We start from the raw sequence: 21,692 nt of genomic DNA on the forward strand, positions 1-21,692 counted from the left end.
AAAGCAGCCGCTTTATATTATTGAGCTAATACTGAATTAGTATTGAACTACGGTTGCTACGTTATAGTCGCCTTGCTGATAAACACTCATGGTGTTGGTATCGCTAAATTGACCACCAGTCACAACGTTGTTGTCACCAACCTGCTGAATGTCAACGCTGCCACCATTACCGCCGACAATAAATGACCCTTCGTCGCCAGCAATAATGTTGTTGTTACCTTCCTGAACGAAAGCGATAAGGTTGTCATTGCCACCGATAATGGTATCGATAAGGTTAATGTCGCCAGTTTGCTCTGATTGAAGGTCGTTGCCAGAGGTTGTGCCTGCGTCGTATGAGTATGCCAACAAGGTATTGCTGTCTCCGTCCTGGCGTGAGTCAACTTCGTTGTCGTCACCTGCAATAACGATTTCAGCAGTGTTAGCATCTCCGTATTGGCGGCTAGATGCTTCGTTGTCTGCACCAATTAAAGCAACACCGTTGAAGTTATTGTCACCACGGCTTTGGATGTGGATGTCGTTGTATGCGCCATAAGACTCCGCAACAGCGATGTTGTCGTCACCACGTTGACTCATTGAAATAATGTGGTCATCACCTTCGGTTGCGAAAACTGCGTAGTTGTTATCACCGTTTTGGTGCGCATCAACTGTGTTGTAGTTACCTACCATGCCAGTTGCGGCTTCTACTACGTTTGTATTACCTTCTTGCTGAACAGCGATTTCGTTTAAATCACCTTGGATTGGCTGAATCAAGAATTCATTGCTAGCGCCGTCCTGATATACGTCTACCAGGTTTTCGTCACCCGCCAGGTTCTCTGCAATGAAGATGTTCGCTGAACCAAACTGCTGAACGTAAACCTCGTTCATGTCGCCATTAGCGCCGACTACACCACCTACGTTGCCATCGCCTTCTTGATCAGCAATAAATACGTTGGCATCACCCGTTGCATTAAAGTAACCGGCTTCATTAAGTGAACCTGACTGATAGGCTGAAAACTCGTTGTCACTACCTTCAATTTGGAAGCTAGCCCAGTTAGAGTCACCGAACTGTGAAATATCGGCAGCGTTGTAGTCTCCAGTCAAATCGATAGAGGCAGTGTTTCCAGCACCTGCTTGCTCTACGTAAGCAGAGTTACCATTGCCCGTCAGGAAGACTTCAGATGAGTTCATGTCGCCTTCTTGAAGACTCGTTAACATGTTGTCATTACCGGTCGCTTCTGAGTCGAAGATATTCCAGAAACCAGACTGCTCACCCTCAACAAAGTTAAAGTCGCCGGTCACATAAGTATAAGCTTCCTGCCAGTCGTCAAACTGAAGAAGTGACGTATCGTTACCTTCTCCGTACTGATCAGCATAAGCCCAGCTAAAGACACCGCTTTGCTCGATGTACATGTTGTTGCCGAATTCAACGGCTTCTGATGAATCTTGGTTAACAACCGCAATGTGTGTTTCTGCAGCAGCATAACCTGAAAATGCCAGACCTAAGGCTAAAGCTACTGCACTTTTTTTAAGAATTGTATTAGACATGTTTTGTTCTCCATTGATTGTTCTTATTTGAACTGCGTGATGGACATTTCAGCGGCAGCGCCTGTCTGCTGAATGGTTATAGAGTTTCCATCACCAAGTTGTTGAAGCTGAATGACATTGCTTTGCCCAACTTGAAGAATGGTCGCTGAATTACTGCGTCCAGACTGCTCTGCAGTGACAGAATTATTGAACCCTTGCTGCTCGATAGTCAGGGTGTTTTCCAACCCGGACTGAACGAGATATGCGTAATTTTGCTCTCCTGCCTGCGCTACTGAAGTGAGGTTGTATGAGCCTAGTTGAGCAATTTCGGCATGGTTTGCAAGGGACTGCCGCTCCAGTAACCCTGCTAATGCAACAGATAACTCGTCAGCATTTCCTGAAAAGGAGATGAGCATGACAGCTGTTGCTACTAAAAGTTGTTTAATGAAAGTCAAAGCGGAACACCTTTTGTTAATAATTCCGCTAACAAGAATAGAGGTTCAAATGTGCGCGACAATCGTATGAATGGTGTATTTTTTTAATGGTACTTGAATGTGAATTTCTTTAATTAACAGTTTGTTATGTGCCGCCGTACTAGAAAGCAACCTGAATGTCCTAGTCCCTTTTTCGTATTTTTCGTAAAGAACATTAAATATTTAACTTTTGGCGTAAATCAGTGTGAAAAATATGCTACTTCTTTTTTAGTGCTGAAAAAGCAGTTCGCACAGGTAAATGATATTCCTACAACAATAATGAGGAAGGAAGCATGACGAATTTGAAAAAATTGGTCGTTGGCGTATCTATGGCACTTGCTGCAGGAACAGCTGCTGCCAATAGTAAACAAGCGGACGACGACTCTCTGTTGGTGGTTTTTAAAGCCTCGGCAACGAAAGAGCAGCGCCTGGACCTGATAAGTAATGCAGGTGGTACTTTGCGTGCACTTGATAACCGCGGTCGGGACATGGCAATGCGGAACATTGCTGATGGACGTATTGCAAAAGTAAACGTACGTAATGCTAAGCAGCGTGATGCATTAATTAAGCGGCTCTCAAACCACCCTTTAGTTGATGTAGCTGAACCGAACTACATCATTTCAATTAACGATACGAAGAGCTCAGACTTCAATATCCTGGCGACGCCGGACGACCCAGCTTTTGGCGACATGTGGGCTTTGGAAAATACCGGGCAAAGCGGCGGTACGCCGGGTGTTGATATCGATGCGCGTCCAGCGTGGGATATTACAACGGGTGAGTCGACCATAGTCATTGGTGTTATCGACTCTGGTGTTGACTATACGCACCCGGATTTAGCCGGAAACATGTGGGTTAACCCAGGTGAAGTTTGTGACAACGGTCAGGACGATGACGGTAACGGCGTTGTTGATGACTGCTACGGTTACTCTGCAGTTAATTCAAACGGCGATCCAATGGATGAAAACGGTCATGGTACGCATGTTGCCGGTACTATCGGCGCTAGTTCAAACAATGGCGAAGGTGTAACGGGCGTTAACTGGGACGTTGAAATTGTTGGTTGTCAGTTCCTGGATGCATCAGGTTCAGGTAGTACCGCTGCGGCCATCGAATGTATTGACTACATGACTAACCTGAAGGTAAATCATGGCGTTAACTTAGTTGCGACGAACAACTCCTGGGGTGGCGGTGCATACTCTGAATCACTACGAACGGCTATCAGTGACAGTATTGATGAAGGTATTATGTTTGTTTCTGCGGCCGGTAACGATGGTATCGATTCGGACGTTACTGCAAGTTACCCGGGTGGTTACGACTTAGACGGTATTGTTAACGTCGCAAATACCACGCGCACTGACTCAATGGCTGCCTCTTCAACTTATGGTGCTGTGTCTGTTGACTTAGGTGCACCAGGCACTGAAATTCTGTCAACTTATCTAAATGGTGGTTACGCAACAGCCTCTGGCACCTCAATGGCAAGCCCTCACGTAGCTGGTGTTGCAGGTTTAGTGTGGTCTATTGCTCCGCATTTGACGGTTGCTGAAGTTAAGCAAATTCTGATGGACTCTGGGGAAAGCAACCCAGCTTTAGCCGGTAAAACAGTGTCTGGTAACCGTTTAAATGCATTGAGTGCTCTCGAAGCTGCGGATCCCGACCCAGCTTATCGCCTAACACTTTCTCCGGTATCTCAGGAAATTGTTGCTGGCGATAACGCTACATTAACTCTGGATGTGGGCAGTATTGCTGACTGGTCAGGAACTGTTGATTTAACGGTTTCTTCTGAACCTCAGCTTGATGTCTCTTTGTCTTCAGACCAGGCACAAAATGGCGAATCGGTTGATGTGCAAGTAGCAACAACTGAAGACACCGCTTGGGGCGAATACGCCATAACGGTTAATGGTACCGATGTAGAAACTGGTGAAATGACCCGCGATGTTAGCGCAAGTGTTTATGTGCTGCCACAGGGCTTATCTGAGTTTTATTACGATGATGCTGCCGGTGTTGATATCCCGGATGACGACAGCAACGGTATTACTCGAGTGATCAACGTGCCTGATACAGGCGTTGTCTTCGGTGCTGATGTCAGTGTTGATATTACTCATACATGGCGTGGTGATTTAATCGTTACTTTAACATCGCCGGAAGGTACAGAGCATGTACTGCATGACCGTACTGGCGGCAGCGAAGATGATTTGGTTCAGAGCTGGTCGCTGGATAGCTTTAACGGTGAAGATATGACCGGTGACTGGACGCTGAATGTATCAGACAACGCTGGTGCAGATACCGGTGTATTGAACCATTGGTCCTTAACTCTAACCGCTGTTGAAGAAGACGATGGCTTACCAGATGCTCCTGTTGCAGGTTTTGAAGCAGACGCGGCTGACTTAACGGTAAGCTTTACGAATACATCAACAGACAGCGATGGTGACATTGAGAGTTATTTCTGGGAGTTTGGTGACGGTAGCACTTCGACAGAAGCAAACCCTGTGTATGCGTACTCTCAAGAAGGAACCTACGATGTTACTTTAACAGTGACTGATGCAACTGAGCTGTCGGATACGGTAACTCAGTCTGTGACGGTTAGCCTTACCGATATCGAGTTAGACGTTTATCGTTCACGCTTACTGCGTAGCGGAACCGCTTTGGTTGACCTGCGTTGGTCAGGCGCTGCGGGCGACGTCGACTTGTATCGTAACGGTGAGTTTGTTGAAACATTATCAAACTCAGGCCGAGTACGTGACCGCTTTGACTCGGATGGTAGCGATGTTGTCTACAAACTGTGTGAAGCGGGTACAGAAGCTTGTGATTCAGTAACAGTTAGTTTTTAATAACATTGAATTAACAATTTAATCTGTATTACAATAGGGGCTCTTGTGGCCCCTATTTTATTTTTGGATGTTTTTCATGCGACGTAGTAAAGGATTTACGCTGGTCGAACTTATTACTGTTGTTGTTGTGCTTGGCGTTCTGGCCGTTACTGCACTTCCACAGTTCATTAACTTTTCTAGTGACGCTGAAAAAAGTCGCCTTAAAGGGCTTGAGGCTTCGTTGAAAGCTGCTCTCGATATCACCTACAGCAAAGCCGCAGTTCAAGGTCTGGAAAGTGCAGACTCTGCCTGTCTTGGCGGTAAGTTTGATGAGACAAGCGTCAGTTGCCCGGACGGAGGCACACTAATTTTCTATGGTTACCCTGCGGCGAAAGAAAGTGTTCTTAACCAGGTCGTTGAATTGAGTGACTGGGCTGTTTCCGAAGTTGGGATAGGTAATGTTGTCGGAATAGCAGCGACTGAGGATGATCTCATGCAGTGTTATGTGACCTATTCAGCCGCCACCTCTGTCAGCGAACCTCAAATTCGGGTTTATGCCGATAATTGTTAAGTGAAAATGGTTCACAAAACTGATTAGCAGGAAGTGCACTCTAAAGGTTGTGGGTAAAAACGCATCGAGACATCAGGGTGCGAACGCTTTCTGCCTTTCATTACATTCTCGCCCACATTATTTAGTAATGGATTATTCGGGTCGCTGGTTGGCCCTTTTGCTTGTTTAGCTAAATGAGGTGGCAGATTTAGCACGGGCACTGACGCATCAAGCTGTGCGGCCATGAAAAAAGCAGAAGAGTATCGGGTCACTCCTTTTTTAGGACTGGTCACACGGTGGTTGGTCGCTTTTAAATAGCCGTTAGATGCCAGCTCCAGTAGCTCACCAATATTGACGACAAAAGCTCCGGGACGGGGTGCGACTTTATACCACTGTTGCTCAAACTCGACTTCCAGTCCGCTGTTTTCGTCCTGCATGACTAATGTCAGGTAGCCGGGGTCTTTATGTGCGCCCACCCCTTGCTCGGAACCTTCTGAAGTTCCCGGGTATTTTATGAGCTTAGTGTGGCGATAGGGCCCTTTGCGAACCGTCTCTGAAAGGGCATCAGAAGGTTGCTCCAGGCTTTCGCAGAGCGCTTCTAACAATTGCAGAGACACCTCGGTGAGTTTGTCCTGCCATTTGAGAAGCTGGGTTTTCATTTCCGGTAATTGTTTTGGCCATTGGTTAGGGCCAATTAATTTTTGCCACTCATGATGAATGTCTGCATCTGAAAAAGCCATCAGCTCATCCATAATGTCGAATTGCTCCCGGCGGTCGCGACGACCAGCGGTCAACTCGGAATAGTTTGCAGAATATCCGCGGAAATGGGGTGAGTGAATCATCTGAATCTCTTTCTTCGCGGTATTACTAAGCGCGAAAAACGATTTAGCAATATCCAGTACCTTTACTTGCTCTGTCAGTGAAATACCGTGATCTTCCAGGTAGAAGAAGCCAACCTCGCGAGCTGCCTTACCGATCTCAGCAATAAACTCCTGGCGACTAGAGGCACTAGAGTAAAGTTTTCGCATGGATAAAACGGGTACTGGGTTTTGCATAACGGACTCAACTGGTTATTTCTGCGCCTGAGTTTACGCTGGCCGATAGTGGTAACTGAAGAATCAAAATGTTCTATGGTAGACGGGTTGGCTATATCAACAATATGAACGGATGCCGCTACTTATTCCTGGTATTGCTCGACCAGTACCTGCTGCCTGTGTAAAATCTTTGGGTCTTTAATTAACCAGTGAGATATTCAGAATGGGTCGCGCCTATCAAAACCGAAAAGAGTCTATGGCTAAAACCGCCAATGCAAAAAGCAAAGTTTACAGCCGCTACGGCCGTGAAATTTATGTTTGTGCTAAACAGGGCGGTACCGATCCGGATGGTAATCTGGCACTACGTGGTCTGATAGACCGGGCAAAGAAAGACCAGGTGCCCGCGCACGTTATTGAAAAAGCTATTGATAAGGCTCAGGGCGGCGCTGGCGAAGATTTTTCTCCTGCACGCTATGAAGGTTATGGCCCGGGAAACTGCATGGTCATAGTTGATTGCCTGACTGATAACCCGAACCGAACCTTTGGCGATGTGCGTAACTGTTTTACCAAAAGTAAGTCAAAAATCGGTGCTCAGGGCAGTGTTGCTCACTCCTTTGATCATTGTGCGATTTTTGCTTTTAAGCACGACAGTGAAGATGAAGTACTTGAAGCCTTAATGGAAGCTGACGTTGATGTTACCGATGTTGAGTATGAGGAAGGGCTGGTTACAGTATTTGCACCTCATACAGAATATGCTGCTGCTCGTCAGGCCTTAACCGGCGCTTTCCCAGAGGTTGATTTTGAGGCTGATGAAATTCAGTTCCTGCCACAGGTAAACACCAGTATCAGTGAAGATGATCAGCCAATGTTTGAGCGTTTAATGGATATGCTCAACGACCTGGATGATGTTCAAAACATTTACCATAACGCAGAACAATAAATTGATGCAGATCAATTCAGTTAAGCAATAAACCTTATAAGCTTTATGGGTATTCATTAACAAGGAGTTACCCATGAAGCTTAACGCATTGTATTGTGGTGTATTGTTAGGGTTGTTAAGCACTTCTGCTTTAGCAAATGATTTTTCAATTAATGTTGGTGCTATCTCCGTCATGCCGGATGACAGTAGCAGTAACCTTAATGTTGTTGAAACCGTAGCGGGTCTGCCAGAGAACTCGACCGGTGTCGGCGTTAACACCAATACGCAATTGGGTTTAACTTTTGATTACGCATTAACAAACAACTGGACGGTAGAGTTGGTTGCAGCAACACCTTTTAGCCACGATATTACTGCAACAGGCGCACTAGCCGGACTGAAAGTAGGTAAAACAAAACATTTACCGCCCACCTTGCTGGCGCAGTATCACTTTGACCTGAACAACGACATGTTCAAACCTTTCATTGGTGTCGGTGTTAACTACACCGCGTTTTTCGACGAGCAGGTTGATCCTCAGCTGCGTTCAACTTTAGGTGATCTTGGCGTTGTGACTGCTGACGATTCCGTTTCACTGGCGCTTAAAAACAGCTGGGGCTATGCCTTGCAGGCTGGTGTCAATGTGGAACTGACTAAAGACTGGGGCCTGCATTTTATGGTCAGTCGCATGGACATTGATACAACGGGTGACGTGCGAGTCAACGATGCAACCATTCAAAGCGTTGACGTTGATATTGACCCTTATGTTGCTATGGCCGGTATTCGTTATTCCTTCTAGAGCCTTTGCGTCGCCCATCTACAGGGCGGCGCCTTTTTTAAAGCGAAGGGCAAAACTTGTCTTTTAATAGCTTCATAAAAGCTTCGGTGTCCGGGTCTTTTATCGAGTAGTAGACGGTTTGAGATTCTTTTCGAATGGTGACCAGCTTTTGCTCCCGAAGCACCGCCAGGTGCTGTGAAAAAGCCGATGCACTTAAATCAAAATGCTGGTGCAACTCACCCACACTTTGTTCTCCTAATGCCAACCGGCATAAAATTTGTAAGCGGTGAGGGTTGCCTAAAGAGCGCAGAAAGTTTGCGGCGTTCTGCGCTTCTTCCTGAAGCATCTCTTGTGATTCAGTTGCACTCATGGTGTCTTTATTTTCCTGCTTTTTCTAACTCTCGCTCAGTTTTTAATCCTAAAGCTTTTTTCATAAAAATGCTTGCCGGACAAAAGCCAGTGAAAGACTGTTGAAATAGGTTGGCGCCAACAAATACGGTTAGCCATACCCAATTGGGATGAACCCAATAAGTTAAGGCTACGGATAACAATATCATAAAGCCGGCAAATGCAGTTAAAGCTCTTTCGACGCTCATTATAAAACTCCTTTACTTGATATTAAAACGCGTACCTGACTCGAAGGTAAGCATTGTTGTTTTCAGTAAACTGTCCGAAAAAGGTATTCGGACGTTCGCGGAAAAACAGGTTAAAACCACCGCTGAATGACCAATTGTCGTCAATGCGGTAGTCAAAAGTGGGGCGTAAGTAGCCGTCGTTTTGATTCGGTGAGACAAAAGCAAACAGCGACAGGTTCAGATCATCACGCTCGTCGCGCCAGGTTAAACGGGTGGTGAATACGGTGCGTGTTTGGGTGTCGCCTTTCTCAATGTAGGCCTGAAAACCGCCGGTAAAGCGCGTCCACAGCTCTTGCTCATAGCCAATCAGTGCGCGCCAGTGGTCTGCTGCGTCGTGACGGTTGTAATTGGCCACCTCGGTGTTAACCAGACCTGGGCCAAAGGTCATTCGCACTGACGCCCCAACCACAGTTAAACGGCCGAAGGTAGGATGAAAGTTTTGAGTGACGGCTTCGGGGCTTTTGGTGAAGCCGTCGTAACCATAGACAGCGTATTCCACACCATCGTAGTTACGAAACAGACGCATTGCGAACTCGTCGCGCGTAGGCTCTATAAACTGAATAGAGGGGTCGTCACCGGTTAACTGCCCGGAGAGTGGGTTAAAATAGGAGATGCGCTCGCCACGAACGTAGTTATCGTGATCAAACTCCGGCGTCCAGACAAAATCAACGTTAAACCAATCAAAATAGCTGGTCACCCTAAGCGCGTCAGAAGGCGCTTTTAAGTATTCCTGGTCGCGACCAACAAAAAACGACTGCCAGTCTTTCGGAAACAGGTCATTCAGAAAAAGGAAGTCACCGGTGCCCCAGGTGAGCACCTGACGGCCAACTTTTATATCGGTATTATCGAAAACCGTGAACTGTGCATTCAGTTCGCGAATTTGGCCATGCCAGGTTTCATCGAAACCGTCGTACCAGCCGTCGGCTTTCGCGGTCCAGGTAATGTCCTGCCAACGCTTGTCGAAACCAAGCTGTAGTCGAGGCTCGGCAATAGACAAACGCTTGTGATAGGGGTAGGGTTCGAGCCGTCCGCCTATTGCCGCCTCAACGAAACCATAGACATTAATTCCCTGATCTTGTTCCGTTCCCCAACCAGAGTCCCACTGCTCATCGTCCCAGGAGTCCTGTGCCGATGCGGCTTGAGCCAAAGTGAAAAGAACGGTAAACGTTAAAATTTTCCGGTATGGCATAGTTAGTCTCTCAGTTGTAACCATTCTGCCGGCGGGTTACGTAAGCTACGCTCGCTGAAAATGCTGTCCGGCAAACCGATGTTGTACTTCATAAAGCGAAACTGCATTTCTGTTTGTCCGCCATTGGTTAAGTCCGACATGCGTGAATGAGTCACGGTTGGGTAGCCCTGAACCGTTTCGATTTTTAGTACTTCCATTTTTCGGTAGGCTTCGCCGCTGTCGTTATAGAAGGTGCTTTCAACCGGCAGCATGTGTTCTTTATCAATAACCACTTCGTAGTAGCTGAACTCAACGTTGCCAGGGTCTTTAGCTGTGCCTTTTAACACGTAACTGTCTTTGTTTTCAGAAATCAGCTCGTAACTATCCAGCTCAGTATTACGGCCGGAAACGTCTTCATAGAAAAAGTGCGAACCCACAAAAGAGGTGCGCTTATCGCCGGCAGATATGCGTTTCACCAAATCGAGATCAGGTAAATACAACCAGCGGTCATCGTCGTCGTTGACTTGTTTGACCACACGGAACACCGTGTCGCGCACGTCAGCAGGGCGTGAGAAAAATATCATCATGTCTTGTACGCCACCATCTTGTTGGTCTTTACGCAAAATGGTGAACTGCCGCATTTGTTGGCGACCCTGATTATCGGTAATAATCATCCGCGCTGCACTGCGCCCATCATCGCCGGAATAATAGGCGTTCAATTCAGCTTGCTCGACAATTTCACGCGCGCTTTTCTCAGCACCAATGGCCTGGCCGCTAATAAATAAAACGGCGGCGGATAAAGCGGTTAAAAATAGGGTTTTCATGATTGACCTCCACGGAATATAAGGCGGCTAAAGGCAGTCATCACCGCCGGGAGCATAATAAGTGTCACTATGGCCGATATCGCCATAATGCTGGCTAAGAACACACCCACCGTGATGTACGGGACTAGTGGTGCGAACAGCAGTGGCGTAAAACCAATGGCAATGACAATGGCATTGCGGGAAATGGCACGTGCAGGTTCGTCAAACATAACCGCTAAAGTGTCTTTCCAGTTACCGGTTTGTTTGAAGGTAGCGCGCGTACGTTCAATAAAGTGAATGGCAAAGTCCACCGACAGTCCAAGCGTCAGCGACGACAACACCGCAATAGGCATGTCGTAGTCTTTACCGACCCAGCCGATAAGTCCGTAAATAAAGGCAATGGTCAGGCTGAGCGGTAGCATAGCCAACACACCGAAGACCACCGAGCGGAACAGTAGCACCATCATAATAAACACCACCACAAAGGCGCTGATTAGGCTGTCGAGCATGCCTTCGACCATGGCTTCCTGCCACACCACGTTAAGGTAAGCTTTACCGGCCCAGTCCATTTCAATGTTAGCAGGCAGTGGGTTGTCTTCAATGTAGCTGTCAACAGTCTTGACGACCTGGGTTACGTGCTGGTTGTCACCGCTGGTTAACTGCAACCACATTAAGCTGCGTTTGTAGTCCGGCGTAACAAAGTGCCAGAGGTCTTGCGGACGGTGCGACGACTGATACTGCAACAGGGTTTGCGCAACACCGGCGGCATTGTCCGGCAGCTCGTAGTCTCTTTCTTCGCCCGAGCGTAATTCGCGGTTCACCGTCTTCACCACGTCGGACAGACTGTTTGACTTGCCCACCAAGCCTGTCGTTTGCAAGTACGCTTGCATCTCGCTCATGTAAGCCAGTAATTCCGGGCTTTGGAACGCTTTGCTGGCGCTATTTAGCTGTTCGAGCTCAGTCATTAAGCGCTCTAACGGCTCTAATTGGTTAGAACCGACGCTGAAGAGCAGATCATCAATAGCGATAATCCACTGGTTAAAGTTCACTTGCTGTTGCTCAAGAATAGCGCTTAAAGCATCCCGCGATTCTTCAGACAGCGCGTCGTTATTCAGGGCGTCACGAACCGCTGAGCGAGCTTTTTCGGTCGCATCTAGGGTATTTTCAAATACTACATACGCGTTGTACGTCCCGGCAAAGTGGTCGTTTAATACTTCGTCAGCAATACGAACCTCGTGGTCAGGTTTAAACCAACGCACCGGGTTGTCGTTAATGTTTATTTGCTGAATACCGAACCAGGCAAAAGCCAAAACTGCCAGGAAAAAGGCTATCCATAGTTTAGCGTGGCGAGCAGCGACAGCGCCCAGCTTTTGAAGCCAGCCATCCTTGTGTTCTTCATGAGTGGCTTTAGCAAAGCCTTCTAACGTTGATGGCTTCAACGCACAGATATAGGCCGGTACGAAAATCACGGTAATTAAGAAGGCCAGTAAAATACCTGAACCAACAAAAGCACCAAATACCTGCACCGGAGGAATAGGTGTCAGCATTAATGAATAAAAACCAATCGCTGAGGTGACAGATGTGAACAACATTGGCCTGAATAAGTGCCCAAGGACGTTCTTAATCGTGTCTTTTGCGTTACTTGTTTCACGGTATCGATCCGAAAACTCCGACATAATATGCACTGAGTCGACTACGGCAATGGGCATCAGGAAAATGGCTATCATTGATGACATAATGTGTACAGTGAAGCCCAGAGCAATAAGAGAACCCATGGTAATCAGCACGGTCGACATAGCGACTATCATGGCGGCACTTATAAAGCGCATATTGCGGAAGAAGAACCAAAGCAGCGCGAAAATAACAGCGGCAGCTAACGGCGCGGAAATCCCCATTTGCACAAACATTTCATACCCAAACTGGTCTTCAGCCACCGGCAAACCGGTAATATGCCAGTCGTCGTTGCTCTCTAAGGTATTGATTTTGTCACGCAGTTGCTCCGCCAGCGCATAGCTCTCGTCTTTACTTTCAATAGGCACATAAATAGCGGCGGCTTTGTTATCGCCCGAGACAATGGTGTTATAAAGCAGTGGAAGGTCTTCAACCTGCTGTTGAATGTAGTGAGCTTCAGCGTCATTTTCCGGAGGTTGCTTCATCATCCATTCAAAACGAATGGTGCCGGGCTCTTTTTGAGTAATATTGTCGACATTAGCCAGTGACATCAGGTCGTCACTGATAACTCCGTTCAGTGACTCCGCATAATTCGACATGGTATGCAGGTCGGTTAAAGTCTTTTGGTTGTAGACGGTGTTCTCATTCACTACGCCAACGACAATCATGTCATGCATAGCAAAAGTTTCTTTGACCTCATTATGGAAAACACGCTGCGGGTTATCGTCCGGCAGCATGTTCTCCGGATCGGTATCAATGGTGATAGAAGGAATGAAGGCAGCAACAGCAATAGTGATCAGTGTCAACATCCAGAAGACGCTTCTGCGGTACCCTGTCGCCAATTTCATAATGGCATTGATCATATTAATTCCGAATTAGCTAATTTAGATAAATACGAAATATAGTCGATAATTTCTGATTTGTCATCTATCTTGGTTAAAAAATAACAGGGCGAACCCTATGACCACTCCCCATATTTCGGCTAAGGCCGGCGATTTTGCAGAGCTTTGCTTGTTTCCAGGCGATCCTTTGCGGGCAAAACATATTGCTGAAACGCATTTAGATAACGCTGAACTCATAAGTGACACTCGAAATATGCTGGCATTCACCGGTCAATTTCGTGGCACGCCGGTTTCCGTTATGGGGTCTGGCATGGGTATGCCGTCCTGTACGCTTTACGCGCAGGAGTTATTTCAGCACTTCGGAGTAGAGCGGCTGGTTCGGGTGGGCAGTTGCGGTGCGGTATCGCCAGAGCTTAATTTACGAGACTTAGTGGTAGCCCAGGGAGCTTGCACCGATTCGGCGATGAACCGGCAGCTGTTCGGTGGTTACGACTTTGCTCCTATTGCAGATTATAAGTTGTTGAGTGAATTTGTCGGCTATTGTCAGAAAAAGAATCAGCCGGTGGCGGTGGGGAATGTGTTTTCAACCGATAGCTTTTATCACCCTGATAAAAAGCTGGAATGCCGACTGGAGGCTATGAATGTGCTGGCATTAGATATGGAAGCTGCTGCACTGTACGCCATTGCCGCTATACACAAGAAACAGGCGTTAGCCGTTATGACAGTCTCCGATGAAATAAGAACGGGCAATGGTTTATCGGCGAATGAAAGGCAGACGGCTTTTAGTGAAATGACAGAGATGACTCTGGAGAGCTTACTGGTTTATTGATCCTGATCAAGTAACAGCTACCTAATAAGTAATAACCCTACATTTCATGTGACTAATGCCGATGAATAGGCAAAATAGCCCGTTTGTGGTTGCAGATTTTGCCTGTAGTGGAGTGGTTATGAAGTGGCTCGATTGGTTAACTCGCCCTGTCCAGAAGTTGTTTAATTTATTAAGCTTTCGACGAAAATTCAGCTTAATCGGCTTTTTGTTGTTTATTCCGGTTATTGTACTCAGTTCGCTGATGGTAACTGACTCCTTAAATAAGAGTCAGCAAGTGGCAGAAAAGCAAACGGCAGCCCAGTACTGGCCTGAGTTCAGAGGGTTACTGGAGCATATTGCTAAACACCGGGGAATGACCGGAAGTGATGCGCAAAAGCGTGAGTTTTCCGGAGAAATAAACCGCTCTGTGCAAGCCATTAATAGTCACTTCGATAAGCTTGAGGCGTTACAAAGCCAGCAGGCGTTTTTCTCCACACGGGCGTTGTCCCAACTGCGGCGTCAATGGCAAAGTCTTAACGGTTCTACCGGCCAGTTTAAGCAGCACACTCAGCTATTGAAAGATCTCCAAAGCCTTTTAGCAAAACTTAGTGCCGGCTCGCAACAGCTGTTGGAGAACGAGCTGGCCAGCCTTCTGCTGGCACGTCTTGCGGTTGAAGAACTGCCGCAGTTAGTTGAGCAGAGCGGGCGCTTAAGGGGTCTCGGAGCACAATGGTTAAACGGCCAGGAAAGCAAAGAGCTGCAGCAAGATATCACCACAATAAACTACGTACTGGAAAACCAGGTTTCGAACTTTGTTGAGGCGGTTAAGAATCTATCCGATGAAACCAATGAGATTGGGTTGCTGAAACAGGCGGAAGCGGCCGAGCAACAATTAACACTATTTAGTGAGACGGCATCGCGTAGGCTGCTGAAGCGACAAATGTCAGCCGGGGATTTTTTCCGTGAAGGCACTGCGGCAATTGGCGCTTTGTTTGGTTTTTATGACAGTGTCATTCCAGCGTATCAGTCCAGATTAGAACAGCGGGCTGCAAAGCTAGACACCGTAGTCTGGACCAATATTGCCTTAATGTTGGGCGTGCTGCTATTGCAGCTATTGCTTTTTACCAGCCTGTACTTAGGCATTTATCGCGCTGTGTCAGCCAACATTCGTATGGCAAAACAGTTAGCTAATGGTGACTTAAACAGCTTAGGCACAACAGAGGGCAAAGATGAACTGTCGAAAATAACCCATTACTTAAACTCTGTCGCCATAGAAACCAGCTATTCAGTCGATGCCATCCGAAAATCGAGCGACGGTATGGACAGCCTGGGTGATGGAAACTATCAGGCCATAAAAGAACTTGCCGAGCGCGCTAAAGCTCAGGCAACGCAAATGCAAAGTGCAGCCGCGGCGGTGGAACAAATGACAGCCGCAATTAGTGAGGTATCTGAGTCAACGCAAAAAGCGGCGACGGAAGCTGACAACACCTTAGTGTCAGCGCAAAATGGTCAGCAGGTTGTTAATACCATGGTCGTCGCTATTCAAAAGCTTGAGCAGGAAGTATCTGAGTCTCAACAAGTGATAAAAACCCTGTCGGAAGACAGCCAGGCTATCTCTAAAATACTACTGACCATTAATGATATTGCCGACCAAACTAACTTGCTGGCGCTGAATGCGGCAATTGAAGCCGCCCGGGCCGGTGAGTCGGGCCGCGGCTTCGCTGTGGTGGCAGACGAAGTCAGGCAACTGGCGCAGCGCGTGCAGGCATCAACGGGTGAAATACAAAATGTGATTGGCCGGCTTGAAACCAACACCAGCAACGCGGTTCATTCTATGGAGCGCAACAAGACTCTGGCTGGCGAGAATGTCGAGCAGGCAAATAAAGCGTCAAACTCGCTGACTGACATTGTTGAAAACGTCGGTGTTATTAATGACCTGAATATTCAGATAGCGTCCGCAGCCGAAGAGCAGTCGGCGGTTACTATGAACATTCAGGAGAATATTAATTCGCTGTCAGAAAGTGCCCGAATTGTGGATGCGCGGTCGCAGGAGGCATTAGAGAGCTCGGCGCAATTAACCACCTTAGGCGGCGAGATAAAATCTCTTGGCGACCGGTATTACATTGAGAAAGACGTGATAGAGCAGCGTCTTGCGGAGCAAGACGTACTCATTGAATGGTCGTCGAAACTGGATGTAGGCATTGAAGAAATTAACCGTCAGCACCAGCGCTTAATTTACATTGCTAATGAGCTTTACCGCCTGAAGCTTCGCGATGGCGACCAGCATGCATTGCAGCGCTTGGTGGATTCGTTAATTAACTACACGGCAACGCACTTTAACTACGAAGAGTTGTTAATGGAGCGTAATGGCTACCCGGACTTAGAAAATCATAAGCTTAAACACCGCGACTTAGTGCAGGACGTAATGCGCTTCAAACACCGGGTTGATAACCACGAAGACGTGATTGATGAACTACTGGACTTCGTAAAAGCCTGGTTAATGAATCACATTATGAAGAGTGATATGGCTTACAAAGGACACCTTAACAGTAAAGGTATCCGCTAAATATTACAGCCCCAGGCTAATAACCGGGGCTTTTTCACTTTCTTGTCGCTGAGTAAAGTCATCTTTACCGGAAAGATTGCGCCAGTTGGCTGCGACCAGGCTTTGTCCGGTGGCACCACCCAGGCTATTGCCAGGCCCCAGCAGCAATAGCTTATCCGGCGCAAATTCTCTTAAGGCGACTGTAATGGCTTTGGTGTAGTCGTAATATTCGGTTACCTGATGCCCAAAAGTATAGCGTTGCAGGGCGTCCAAATGGCAGCCGGGCGGCTCCCAGATAACACCACGGCCGTCTATCAGTGGCAGTTCAGGCTGTCTGAAATGACTGCTGTCCCACACGGAAAGAGCCTGATCTGACGCCTCTTTCATTAACGGCGAATGAAATGCCGCATGGCCGGGTAAAATCATAGGGAAGCGGTTATCAACAGGAGCCAGGGTTTTGCTGGCAGCGTTAATCGCATTCTGTGTACCTGCCAGCAGAACATAGCCGCCGTAACGAATGGATAAAAACAGCTCTCCCGCGTGTTGTTCTAACAGTTGACTGACGGCCTTTTCACGAGCTTTGTCCGGTTGCCACTGCTCGTTCATAATGGGGTAAATAAGCTGCGCACCCTCGGCTGTGGCAGTTCGCTTTGCCATGTCGGTGACAATAGACATCGCTTTTTCCGGCTGCCATGCACCGGCACAGGCCAGGGCGGTATACCAGCCCATAGAGTTTCCGGTTACGGCTACTATGTCATACTGCTCCGGGTCAACCGCTTTGAAGTCGGCGTAACCGGCGGCAAAAATTAAGGCTGCGGAATTTTCCGGTTTTAAATGTAGGCGGTGATCGAACTTATCTTTCTGGTCCAGCTCCGAAACGCCGATAAAACCTTCGTTTTCGCGGACTTTATCTAACCGGCTAATGAGTTCGCTTTGCTTTGGCAAATGGCGCTCAGTGATAGAGCCTAATTCAGGTTTGTTGTAACCACCACGACCGGGGCAGACGATAACGGCAGTTTGTTTCATTGGCCTAAATGCTCCTGTAAATACTGGCGAATGTCTTCTTTTCCGGGCAGAACCTTATAGGCGGCTGACCCCAGAGGAATAAAGCTGTCTTTGGCGGTAATGCGGTCAACACGTTGCCAGTCACGGCGGTGCTCGTACAAAGCCGTTATCAGCTCTTCACTTAGCGAACCGCGGTTACGACACTCATCGACAACCAGAATGTGGTTAGCAGAGCCAATGGCCTCTACGATCTTTTCAATATCCAGCGGTACTAAGTAGCGTAAATCAAGAATACGGATGCGCTGTTCAAGGTTGAGTTCACTACACGCTTGCCGGCTTAAGTAGTAACCATTGCCGTAGGTGATAATGACCAACTCGTCGCCGTCACCATAACGGGAAGGCTCGCCTAAAGCTGGCAGCGGTGCGTCAGCTGATGGAAACTCATGCAGCCAGCATTGATCGCCTTCTTCAAGCAAGTAACGAGTCATGTAAAGCGCAATAGGTTCAAGAAAAATGACTAAGCGCTTCTGGCAGTGGGCAAGCTGAACCGCTTGCCTCATCATGAGTACCGCGTCGTGCCCATTCGACGGACACATAACGATAACCCCTGGAATATCGCGGAATACGGCGAAGGAATTGTCGTTATGGAAATGGCCGCCAAAGCCTTTTTGGTAGGCAAGGCCCGCAATACGAATGACCATACCGTTGTGGTACTGACCATTAGAGAAAAAGGGCAGAGTGGCGGCTTCGCCCCGAATTTGGTCTTCGGCATTATGTACGTAAGCCAGGAACTGAATTTCCGGTATGGGAAGAAAGCCCTGTTGTGCCATGCCCATGGCTAAGCCAAGAATGCTTTGCTCATCCAGTAAGGTATTTACGACACGGTTAGCACCAAAATGATCAAAAAGGTGGTGAGTCACATGGTACACCCCGCCTTTTTTGCCGACATCCTCACCAAACACAACGGTGTTCTGGTACCGCGCCAGTATTTCGTGCAGCGCCCAGTTAATCATTTTGCCTAAGGGCTGGGGCTTCTTAAAGTTACGCTTATCAAACGCGAATACCGCCTGTTGCTGTGTGCTGGTTAGTGGCTGAGTATCGTCGGCCAGTGTTTTTGGCACAATGGAAGCCATGACCGACTCCGCGCACTCGAGTCTGGGCCGGGTGGAGGCTTCAGCCCCCACCCTCTGAATACGCTGCAACCAGCACTGCGCTTTTTCCGAAAGTTGAGAGCCGGTGCAAAGGCCCCGTTCGACAACTTGTGCTGCGGTTTGCAACAACACATCGGTTTCAAAGCCTTGTGCAATTGATTCACTGCTGCGGTAGGCAACTTCAGCATCGGCACCGGCGTGACCAAAAAAACGCTGCGTTTTCAAATGCAGAATCGCGGGTTTTCGCGTGCGCCTTATATAATCGGCTGCCTGACTGGCAACAGCGTAGATTTCACTGACATTAGCGCCGTCTGCATAGTAGTAACGTATTGACGGATAATTCTGAAGCTGCCGAGCGGTCCATCCTCGGGGTGTTGAGGTAGAAATGCCAATACCGTTGTCTTCACACACGTAGAGAATGGGCATCGGCATGCCCTGGTACGCACTCCAGCCGGTGGCATTGAGAGCCCCTACTGCCGTAGAGTGGTTTGCTGAGGCGTCGCCAAAGTTACAAAGCACAATGGCATCATCCGGCCACTGGCCAGCTTGTTTTAAGCGTTTACTGAGTCCAATGGCGTAGGCGGTACCCATGGCTTTGGGTAAGTGCGAAGCAATGGTCGAAGTTTGCGGTGGTATATTAAGCGCCAGGCTGCCCAGTACCTTGTGGCGGCCGCCGGATATGGGGTCGTCACTGGAGGCACAAAAAGACAGCATGAGGTCGTACAGGGAGTGCGACCCCTCAAGTTGCCTGGCACGCTGCAAGAAAAAAGCGCCGCTGCGATAGTGCAGAAAAGCCGGGTCGGTGACCCGCAGCGCTGCGGCAATAGCTGCGTTACCTTCGTGTCCCGCGCTGCCAATAGTGTAAAAGCTTTTGCCCTGACGCTGCAGGCGTCGCGATTCGATATCGGTGAAGCGACTCAGAACCTGACTGTGAAAGAGTGCAAATAAGTCAGTATCGCTCAAGTTCGAGTGCTGCGATTGAGGCGCAGGCAAATCTTCCTGCGCCAGTCGCTCAATAAAGTCCTGTTGCCAGCCCTCAATATCGCAACGCATGATAACCCTCGCTATTAAAACGCAGGAATGTCGGTCTGTGAACGACCCAGAATTAATGCATGAATGTCGTGTGTACCCTCGTAAGTATTCACCGCTTCTAAATTCATCACATGGCGGATTACGTGGTATTCATCGGCAATACCGTTGCCGCCGTGCATGTCGCGCGCCTGACGGGCAATATCCAGCGCCTTACCACAGCTGTTACGTTTAATGAGCGAAATAGCTATGGGGTTAAGCGTGCCGTTATCGAGTTCGCGCCCGGCTTGCAGACAGCCTAATAAACCCAGGCTGATTTCGGTCTGCATGTCAGCCAGTTTTTTCTGTATCAACTGATTTGCTGCCAGTGGACGGCCAAATTGACTGCGTTCCAGCGTATATTGTCGTGCTGCGTGCCAGCAGAATTCAGCGGCACCAAGCGAACCCCAGGCAATGCCATAGCGCGCTTTATTGAGACAGCTAAACGGACCTTTTAAACCTTTAACTTCAGGGAAAATATGGTCTTCGGATACTTCAACGCCATCCATAACAATTTCGCCGGTGATAGACGCTCGAAGCGAGAACTTACCGTCAATTTTAGGGGCGCTCAGACCTTTCATACCTTTTTCCAGTACAAAACCGCGAATTTCGCCGTCAAGTTTTGCCCAGACCACAAAAACATCAGCGATAGGCGAGTTTGTTATCCACATTTTAGAGCCGGACAACACATAACCGTTGTCGGTGCGCTTAGCTGTGGTACGCATGCTGGCCGGATCTGAGCCGGAATCTGGCTCGGTCAGGCCAAAGCAACCCACCCATTCACCGCTGGCTAATTTAGGTAAGTATTTTTTGCGCTGCGCCTCGGTACCAAAGGTGTAAATAGGGTGCATCACCAACGATGACTGTACACTCATGGCACTGCGATAGCCGCTGTCGACACGCTCAATTTCACGGGCAATAAGGCCGTAGCTGACATGGTTAACACCGCTGCCGCCGTATTCTTCCGGTAAGGTGGCGCCCAGTAGCCCCATCTCACCCAGCTCGTTCATAATCTGGCGATCAAAGTTCTCATTGCGGTTGGCATCCAGCACGCGGGGCATCAGCTTTTCCTGAGCGTACTGATGAGCACTTTCCTGAATCATCTTCTCTTCATCGGACAAAGCGTTTTGCCAGTTGAGGGGATCGGACCAATTAAAACCAGCGGATGACATGTAACCTCCTAAAGTAGCGTTATGCGACGCGGCGCTCTAAGGCGTTTAAATTGTTTATGGTCAGAATAGACTGCTTGGTATCGATAAGGGATTCTTCCTTTAACGATGTAAAAATACGGCTGACGGTTTCAACGGCTAAGCCTAAATAGTTGGCTATGTCGGTGCGCGTCATGGGCAGTCGATATTCGTTGCGTGAAAGACCATGTTGATGCATGTGCGTGCTGATTGAAAGCAAAAAAGCGATGACTTTTTGTTCAGCACTGGTATTCACTATGTTTAAGTAGTGTTTGCTGCAATTGGCTAAACGGCGGCTCATTAGCTGCAAAAGGTTGTTTTCAACTTTGGGCAGCTCCTGCGCGAACAGTTTATTTAGCTTAATTTCGCAGAGCATGGAGGTCTCTAAGGTTTCGCAATAAGTTGCGGCTTTACCGTTGGCTAATGCCTCAAGGCCTACAATATCGCCCACCAGATGGAAGCTGGTAATCTGCTGCTTACCATTACTGTCAATGGTATAGCATTTGACCGATCCGCTTTTAATCGCGAACACAGAAGTTAACGGGCGGTCCTCGCTGAAAACCACGCTGCGTTTATTATAAAGATGCGGTTCGCGGCTGCTTTTATCGAGAATCTCGACGTCGCTTGGAACCAGGCCAGCGGGGACGCAAATCGATTGCATGCTGCATTGGCTACATTGAATTGGGGTACGCATAGTCATCTCATCTACCGAATTATTGATCTGGTTCACTATACAAAACCCTCCGAATGATTT

The 21,692-nt window shown here is 48.1% G+C and carries 18 protein-coding genes; 6 read left to right on the forward strand and 12 right to left on the reverse strand.

The window, feature by feature from the left end:
* Window positions 1-36 precede the first annotated feature (36 nt).
* Together VBY75_RS06585 and VBY75_RS06590 are read right to left on the reverse strand one after the other, a co-directional pair.
* The gene (locus VBY75_RS06585) at window positions 37-1,524 is read right to left on the reverse strand and encodes a hypothetical protein (protein ID WP_416511653.1); all 1,488 of its coding nucleotides are present in this window, start codon (window positions 1,522-1,524) and stop codon (window positions 37-39) included.
* A gap of 23 nt (window positions 1,525-1,547) precedes the next feature.
* Window positions 1,548-1,958, reverse strand: a complete 411-nt coding sequence (locus VBY75_RS06590) for a curlin subunit CsgB (protein WP_416511655.1) — start codon at window positions 1,956-1,958, stop codon at window positions 1,548-1,550.
* 311 nt (window positions 1,959-2,269) lie between these two features.
* On the opposite strand from VBY75_RS06590, the gene VBY75_RS06595 reads away from it, so the two are divergent.
* Together VBY75_RS06595 and VBY75_RS06600 are read left to right on the forward strand one after the other, a co-directional pair.
* Window positions 2,270-4,801, forward strand: a complete 2,532-nt coding sequence (locus tag VBY75_RS06595) for a S8 family serine peptidase (RefSeq protein ID WP_416511657.1) — start codon at window positions 2,270-2,272, stop codon at window positions 4,799-4,801.
* Between the two features lie 76 nt (window positions 4,802-4,877).
* Entirely contained in the window at window positions 4,878-5,351 is a 474-nt protein-coding gene (locus tag VBY75_RS06600) for a prepilin-type N-terminal cleavage/methylation domain-containing protein (protein WP_054488717.1), read from the forward strand.
* 23 nt (window positions 5,352-5,374) lie between these two features.
* Here the strand turns inward: VBY75_RS06600 and VBY75_RS06605 are convergent, their stop codons facing one another.
* On the reverse strand, window positions 5,375-6,385 hold the full coding sequence (locus VBY75_RS06605; RefSeq protein ID WP_416511659.1) for an isopenicillin N synthase family dioxygenase: 1,011 nt from the start codon (window positions 6,383-6,385) through the stop codon (window positions 5,375-5,377).
* Window positions 6,386-6,587: 202 nt separating this feature from the next.
* Between VBY75_RS06605 and VBY75_RS06610 the strand changes: the two genes are divergently transcribed.
* Window positions 6,588-7,304: a YebC/PmpR family DNA-binding transcriptional regulator gene (locus VBY75_RS06610; RefSeq protein WP_416511661.1), complete on the forward strand. Its 717-nt coding sequence runs from the start codon at window positions 6,588-6,590 to the stop codon at window positions 7,302-7,304.
* A gap of 73 nt (window positions 7,305-7,377) precedes the next feature.
* Window positions 7,378-8,076, forward strand: coding sequence for an OmpW/AlkL family protein (locus VBY75_RS06615; RefSeq protein WP_416511663.1), 699 nt, complete (start codon window positions 7,378-7,380; stop codon window positions 8,074-8,076).
* Window positions 8,077-8,113: 37 nt separating this feature from the next.
* Here VBY75_RS06615 and VBY75_RS06620 read toward each other — a convergent pair whose 3' ends face one another.
* The 5 genes from VBY75_RS06620 to VBY75_RS06640 are packed head-to-tail and all read right to left on the reverse strand — an operon-like array spanning window position 8,114 to window position 13,195.
* Window positions 8,114-8,425, reverse strand: coding sequence for an ArsR/SmtB family transcription factor (locus VBY75_RS06620; RefSeq protein ID WP_054488709.1), 312 nt, complete (start codon window positions 8,423-8,425; stop codon window positions 8,114-8,116).
* 7 nt (window positions 8,426-8,432) lie between these two features.
* Window positions 8,433-8,651, reverse strand: a complete 219-nt coding sequence (locus tag VBY75_RS06625; protein WP_054488707.1) for a DUF2892 domain-containing protein — start codon at window positions 8,649-8,651, stop codon at window positions 8,433-8,435.
* A 22-nt stretch (window positions 8,652-8,673) separates the two neighbouring features.
* Entirely contained in the window at window positions 8,674-9,879 is a 1,206-nt protein-coding gene (locus VBY75_RS06630) for a hypothetical protein (RefSeq protein WP_416511665.1), read from the reverse strand.
* 2 nt (window positions 9,880-9,881) lie between these two features.
* The gene (locus VBY75_RS06635) at window positions 9,882-10,682 is read right to left on the reverse strand and encodes an outer membrane lipoprotein-sorting protein (RefSeq protein WP_278356645.1); all 801 of its coding nucleotides are present in this window, start codon (window positions 10,680-10,682) and stop codon (window positions 9,882-9,884) included.
* The gene (locus tag VBY75_RS06640) at window positions 10,679-13,195 is read right to left on the reverse strand and encodes an efflux RND transporter permease subunit (RefSeq protein WP_416511667.1); all 2,517 of its coding nucleotides are present in this window, start codon (window positions 13,193-13,195) and stop codon (window positions 10,679-10,681) included. The genes VBY75_RS06635 and VBY75_RS06640 overlap by 4 nt, the downstream gene beginning before the upstream one ends.
* Before the next feature lie 97 nt (window positions 13,196-13,292).
* Here VBY75_RS06640 and deoD point away from each other — a divergent pair, with 97 nt between their 5' ends.
* The gene (deoD, locus tag VBY75_RS06645) at window positions 13,293-14,003 is read left to right on the forward strand and encodes a purine-nucleoside phosphorylase (RefSeq protein WP_416511669.1); all 711 of its coding nucleotides are present in this window, start codon (window positions 13,293-13,295) and stop codon (window positions 14,001-14,003) included.
* Window positions 14,004-14,121: 118 nt separating this feature from the next.
* Window positions 14,122-16,548, forward strand: a complete 2,427-nt coding sequence (locus VBY75_RS06650; protein WP_416511671.1) for a bacteriohemerythrin — start codon at window positions 14,122-14,124, stop codon at window positions 16,546-16,548.
* A 3-nt stretch (window positions 16,549-16,551) separates the two neighbouring features.
* Here VBY75_RS06650 and VBY75_RS06655 read toward each other — a convergent pair whose 3' ends face one another.
* From VBY75_RS06655 to VBY75_RS06670, 4 genes are read right to left on the reverse strand one after another with little or no spacing between them, the layout of a single operon-like run.
* Entirely contained in the window at window positions 16,552-17,553 is a 1,002-nt protein-coding gene (locus VBY75_RS06655; RefSeq protein ID WP_416511673.1) for a malonyl CoA-ACP transacylase, read from the reverse strand.
* On the reverse strand, window positions 17,550-19,736 hold the full coding sequence (locus tag VBY75_RS06660) for a thiamine pyrophosphate-dependent enzyme (protein ID WP_416511675.1): 2,187 nt from the start codon (window positions 19,734-19,736) through the stop codon (window positions 17,550-17,552). Before VBY75_RS06660 ends, VBY75_RS06655 begins: the two co-directional genes overlap by 4 nt.
* Window positions 19,737-19,750: 14 nt before the next feature.
* On the reverse strand, window positions 19,751-20,923 hold the full coding sequence (locus VBY75_RS06665; RefSeq protein WP_222236219.1) for an acyl-CoA dehydrogenase: 1,173 nt from the start codon (window positions 20,921-20,923) through the stop codon (window positions 19,751-19,753).
* A 19-nt stretch (window positions 20,924-20,942) separates the two neighbouring features.
* On the reverse strand, window positions 20,943-21,599 hold the full coding sequence (locus tag VBY75_RS06670; protein ID WP_233399468.1) for a helix-turn-helix domain-containing protein: 657 nt from the start codon (window positions 21,597-21,599) through the stop codon (window positions 20,943-20,945).
* Window positions 21,600-21,692: the final 93 nt, after the last annotated feature.

This window comes from Idiomarina sp. HB, assembly GCF_048059115.1.
Lineage (GTDB): Bacteria > Pseudomonadota > Gammaproteobacteria > Enterobacterales > Alteromonadaceae > Idiomarina > Idiomarina abyssalis.

Excerpts from the sequence above, each read along its gene's own strand:
- VBY75_RS06615 (WP_416511663.1), top strand. The coding sequence starts at position 7,378 with ATGAAGCTTAACGCATTGTATTGTGGTGTATTGTTAGGGTTGTTAAGC.
- VBY75_RS06600 (WP_054488717.1), top strand. The coding sequence starts at position 4,878 with ATGCGACGTAGTAAAGGATTTACGCTGGTCGAACTTATTACTGTTGTT.
- VBY75_RS06620 (WP_054488709.1), bottom strand. The coding sequence starts at position 8,425 with ATGAGTGCAACTGAATCACAAGAGATGCTTCAGGAAGAAGCGCAGAAC.
- VBY75_RS06640 (WP_416511667.1), bottom strand. The coding sequence starts at position 13,195 with ATGATCAATGCCATTATGAAATTGGCGACAGGGTACCGCAGAAGCGTC.
- VBY75_RS06665 (WP_222236219.1), bottom strand. The coding sequence starts at position 20,923 with ATGTCATCCGCTGGTTTTAATTGGTCCGATCCCCTCAACTGGCAAAAC.
- VBY75_RS06660 (WP_416511675.1), bottom strand. The coding sequence starts at position 19,736 with ATGCGTTGCGATATTGAGGGCTGGCAACAGGACTTTATTGAGCGACTG.
- VBY75_RS06650 (WP_416511671.1), top strand. The coding sequence starts at position 14,122 with ATGAAGTGGCTCGATTGGTTAACTCGCCCTGTCCAGAAGTTGTTTAAT.
- VBY75_RS06595 (WP_416511657.1), top strand. The coding sequence starts at position 2,270 with ATGACGAATTTGAAAAAATTGGTCGTTGGCGTATCTATGGCACTTGCT.
- VBY75_RS06610 (WP_416511661.1), top strand. The coding sequence starts at position 6,588 with ATGGGTCGCGCCTATCAAAACCGAAAAGAGTCTATGGCTAAAACCGCC.
- VBY75_RS06670 (WP_233399468.1), bottom strand. The coding sequence starts at position 21,599 with ATGCAATCGATTTGCGTCCCCGCTGGCCTGGTTCCAAGCGACGTCGAG.
- VBY75_RS06655 (WP_416511673.1), bottom strand. The coding sequence starts at position 17,553 with ATGAAACAAACTGCCGTTATCGTCTGCCCCGGTCGTGGTGGTTACAAC.
- VBY75_RS06630 (WP_416511665.1), bottom strand. The coding sequence starts at position 9,879 with ATGCCATACCGGAAAATTTTAACGTTTACCGTTCTTTTCACTTTGGCT.
- deoD (WP_416511669.1), top strand. The coding sequence starts at position 13,293 with ATGACCACTCCCCATATTTCGGCTAAGGCCGGCGATTTTGCAGAGCTT.
- VBY75_RS06585 (WP_416511653.1), bottom strand. The coding sequence starts at position 1,524 with ATGTCTAATACAATTCTTAAAAAAAGTGCAGTAGCTTTAGCCTTAGGT.
- VBY75_RS06605 (WP_416511659.1), bottom strand. The coding sequence starts at position 6,385 with ATGCAAAACCCAGTACCCGTTTTATCCATGCGAAAACTTTACTCTAGT.
- VBY75_RS06625 (WP_054488707.1), bottom strand. The coding sequence starts at position 8,651 with ATGAGCGTCGAAAGAGCTTTAACTGCATTTGCCGGCTTTATGATATTG.
- VBY75_RS06635 (WP_278356645.1), bottom strand. The coding sequence starts at position 10,682 with ATGAAAACCCTATTTTTAACCGCTTTATCCGCCGCCGTTTTATTTATT.